Source organism: Kitasatospora sp. NPDC087314, from assembly GCF_044744365.1.
GTDB lineage: Bacteria > Actinomycetota > Actinomycetes > Streptomycetales > Streptomycetaceae > Kitasatospora.
Window position 1 is genome coordinate 1 of record NZ_JBIUYE010000043.1, and the last position, 3,685, is coordinate 3,685.

Consider the following 3,685-nt stretch of genomic DNA (forward strand, 5'->3'; position numbering starts at 1 on the left):
ATGCGAACACGCTCCCCGCCGGGATCAGCTCCCGGCAGGTCTCCCAAACATCCGGCCCGACCAGCTCCCCAGCCCATTCTCCCTGCACATCAGCAATCTGGCCCCACACCGAGTGACGCAGGGCCAGAACCCCTGATTCTCAGTGAACTTCTAGGTTTCCTGCGACGCGCGGGTCGCCGGGTCCGCCAGCCGTCGGCGGGTTTCTGGAGCGGCGGCGAGCCCTGTCGGCCTGGGTGCTTCCGCCGTCGCTTGGAGCGTGTTCGCCGGCAGTCGGTGCCCCTCAACGGTTCGGCCCTGCGCACTTCGGCGCGCGGGCCGTTGCTCCTCGATCACGCCGCCGGCCGCGTGGGCGGTCCAGGAGAAGTCGATGTCGGTGGCGACCACCGTGCCGGTCGGGCCGACGCGCTCGGCGAGTCCGAGCGGCGCCGAAGGGCCGCCCGCGCCGACCTCCCAGCAGCGCATGCCGGGGCCGATCCCGAGGGCGTCGACGTGCCGGAAGGTCACCGGGTCGATCAGGTCGGCGAGGGCCCCGAACCGGATGCCCGCCTCCGTCTGCCGGTTGTCCAGGAGGCATCCGCGGTCATTGCCGTGCTTAGTCTGCCGGAATTCTCGCGGCCACCGGAGCGGCCGGGCACCCCGGGCCCGGGAGGGCCCGTGCCCACGGCTTGCCGACGCGTTGACCGGTTGTCTGCCGACGGATGGTCGGCTGATGGCGACCACCTCGGTCGTACGGATGGAGGAACGGTGTTGAAGTGTGATCTCAGGACGGTGGCCACGGCGCTGGCCGCCCTCGTGTTACTGCCCGTGCTGCCGGCGGGAACGGCCCACGCGGCCGACCACGCCGCTCCTGATGCCGGCAAGGCGTCGACCCGGGCGGACAAGGTGCCCGGAGGCTTTGCTTCGTGGCAGGACCTGATGACGGAGCAGGACAAGCTCGACAAGGCCGCGGACCGCATTCTCGAAGCCACGCGCGCGGACAAGGACAGCGGCTACGCCGGGGTGCGGGTCTCGGCCGAGAAACGGGAACTGTCGCTGTACTGGCGGGGTGTGAAGCCCCGGCCCGTGGAAGACCTGGTCAAGGCCCTCGGGTCGTCGGTGAGGATCGTCGAGCTGCAGGCCCCCTACAGCCGGGCGACCTTGCAGGCCGAGGTCGACAGGGTCCTCAAGGACGGCGATCCGGCCGTCGCGGAGAAGGGGACGGTGGTCTCCGCCGGTCCCCGCGAGGACGGCACCGGAGTCTCGATCAGTGTGGACCCAGGCCCCCGGAAGGCGAGCCTGGCCGCGGCGGACACACCGCTCGGCACCGTGACGAGCTCCACGGGCATCCCTGCTCTCGTGGAGCGGGGCGAGAAGGCGACGTCGCTCGGGCGCAGCGAGGGTCAGGCATTCGCCGGTGCCTACATGCGGTCGGACAGCCTGCAGGCTCGGTGCAGCACGAGCTACACCATCGATGTCGGGGACAGAATGGCCAGTGCCCTCTACCAGCTCACGGCCGCCCACTGTGTCTCCGGCGTCGACGACGGCGTGCGCAGTGTGAGCGGCGGCTGGTACGGGAGCGTGAAGTACTACGACAAGTTCAGTGACATCGCCGTCATCGCCGCCAGCAGCCCCGGCTTCTTCCAGAACTGGTTGTGGATGGGGACCTGGTCGGGGGACAGCCGCCCCCAGTCCCGCACCTCGATGGTCGGTTCGGCCCAGAGCCACCCCGGAGACTTCGTGTGCAGCTCCGGTGCGGCGTCAGGGGACATCTGCAACATCCAGGTCGTGGCGACGGACAGGACCGTCTATACCGAGGACTCCGGGACCCACGGGCCGATGGTCCAAGCCCAGCAACTGACAGCGAACACTTCGGCTGGGGGCCAGGGAGACAGCGGGGGGCCGGTCCTCACCATCACCAACTTCGGCACCACGGCACGAGGGGTCATCAGCAGCGGGAGGGTCAACGTGCCGTGCACGGGGTACCAGAACCGGATCTGCTACTCGACCCTCTTCTACAGCGACATTTCGAGCGCGCTCAGCATAGTGCGGGGCCTGGCTCAATCCCCGTGGGCCACCGTCTACACGGGCTGACCGAGGCTACGGAGACCGCCGCCTGCGCTACCGGGGAACGATCAAGAACAACGCCTGGCTCCACACCTGCGCCGCGGCCCTCAACCTCCGGACCCGATCAACCTCGGAGTCACCCACAAGGGCACCACCTGGCAGATCGGGGCTGCCGCCTGACGGCGGCAGCCCCGATCACACCAAGATCCTCATCAGCCTTCTAGAGCGTGATGTCCGTTCGTAGCCAGGCGTCGACCACCGGCGCGTACGGCACGATCACCTGCGGGATACAGCCCTTGCGCGGCGCCCCACGATCGGGTACCACGATCCCGGGCTGGTCCAGGCACTTCTTGACGGTCCGCCAGTTCGTCCCGGTCTCCCGGGCGATCTCGGAAATGCTCATCTCGGCCTCACGCAGGGCCCGGAAACGACGTAGGTCCATCCAAAGATCCGTTTGCAGGATCATGGAGACGGGTCACCTTTCGCTCCTTTCATCACACACCCGGGCGAAGGGTGACCCACTTGATGAACCCGACATCACGACGCGCCGGGGAACCTCTGTACTTGAACCCGTACGCACCTCTGCACATGAGGTAGCACCCCGACACCTGGCGGACGCCGTGGGGTGGTTCAGGATTTCGTTTCCCTCTTTCAGAAGCCGTTTGAGAGAAGGATTTTCAGTGGGTTGTGTCGCGGTTTTCTCCGAGGCTCTGTGTGAATTGGTGGGTGTGGTGGGCGAGGTGGTGGGGGGTTTCGAGGGGGAGGGTGTGGCCGGTGTTGGGGATGGTGATGAGGTGGGTGTGGGGGATGGTGTGGTGGAGGGTGTGGCTGTGGGTGGGGTTGATGATTTTGTCGTGGGTGCCGGTGATGATGAGGGTGGGGGTGGTGAGGTGGGGGAGGTGGGGGCGGTGGTCCATGGTTTGGGTGGTGTTGAAGTAGGTGGCGCGGGTGTGGGGGTGGGTGTTGGCGAAGAGGCGGCGGTTGGTTTCTTGGGTGTGTTTGGGGGTGTGGGGGTGGTGGGTTTTTTTGAGGAGGAGGCGGCCGAGCCAGGGGGTTTTGAGGGCTTTGGTGAAGGTTTTTGATTGCATGAGTTTGAGTTCTTGGGTGGGGGTTTGTTGGTTGTGGGCGGCGGTGGCGGCGAGGATGAGGGCGGTGAGGCGGGTGTGGGGGGTGGGGTGGGTGGTGTGGAGGTGGGTGGCCCAGGTGAGGGCGGTGTAGCCGCCGCCGGAGTGGGCGAGGAGGGTGATGGGGTGGTGGGGGGAGAGGGTGGTGGTGATGGTGTCGAGGTCGTGGGCGAGGCGTTGGAGGGTGGTGGGGTGGGTGCCGTTGGTGGAGGTGCCGTGGCCGCGGTGGTCGTAGGTGGCGACGGTGTGGCCGGCGGTGGCGAGGAGGTGGGCGGTGGTGTGCCAGATGGTGTGGTTGGAGGCCCAGCCGTGGGTGAGGATGATGAGGGGTTGGTTGGGGGGGATGGGGTGGGTGGGGGTGGGGTTGGGGTGGTGGAGGGTGATGGTGAGGTGGGCGCCGTCGTCGGTGGTGGTGGTGTGGTCGGTGATGGTGACGGTGTGGGGGCCGGGGAGTTGGTGTCCGGGGTGGTCGGGGTGGTCGGGGTTCATCGGGTGCTCCTGGGGGTGGTGGGGGTGGT

General features: G+C 67.7%; 3 protein-coding genes and 1 pseudogene. 1 reads left to right on the forward strand and 3 read right to left on the reverse strand.

The window, feature by feature from the left end; all coding sequences use genetic code 11:
* Nucleotides 1-324: 324 nt before the first annotated feature.
* A pseudogene (locus ACIO5E_RS39575) lies at nucleotides 325-567 on the reverse strand (SAM-dependent methyltransferase); the annotation flags it as partial.
* Nucleotides 568-768: 201 nt separating this feature from the next.
* On the opposite strand from ACIO5E_RS39575, the gene ACIO5E_RS39580 reads away from it, so the two are divergent.
* Entirely contained in the window at nucleotides 769-2,070 is a 1,302-nt protein-coding gene (locus ACIO5E_RS39580; protein WP_400677550.1) for a trypsin-like serine protease, read from the forward strand.
* A 193-nt stretch (nucleotides 2,071-2,263) separates the two neighbouring features.
* On the opposite strand, the gene ACIO5E_RS39585 is transcribed toward ACIO5E_RS39580, so the two are convergent.
* Together ACIO5E_RS39585 and ACIO5E_RS39590 are read right to left on the reverse strand one after the other, a co-directional pair.
* Complete coding sequence (locus tag ACIO5E_RS39585) at nucleotides 2,264-2,485, reverse strand: hypothetical protein (RefSeq protein ID WP_400677552.1); 222 nt, start codon at nucleotides 2,483-2,485, stop codon at nucleotides 2,264-2,266.
* Nucleotides 2,486-2,720: 235 nt separating this feature from the next.
* The coding region (locus ACIO5E_RS39590) for an alpha/beta fold hydrolase (RefSeq protein WP_400677555.1) at nucleotides 2,721-3,685 on the reverse strand (965 nt) is incomplete at its 5' end.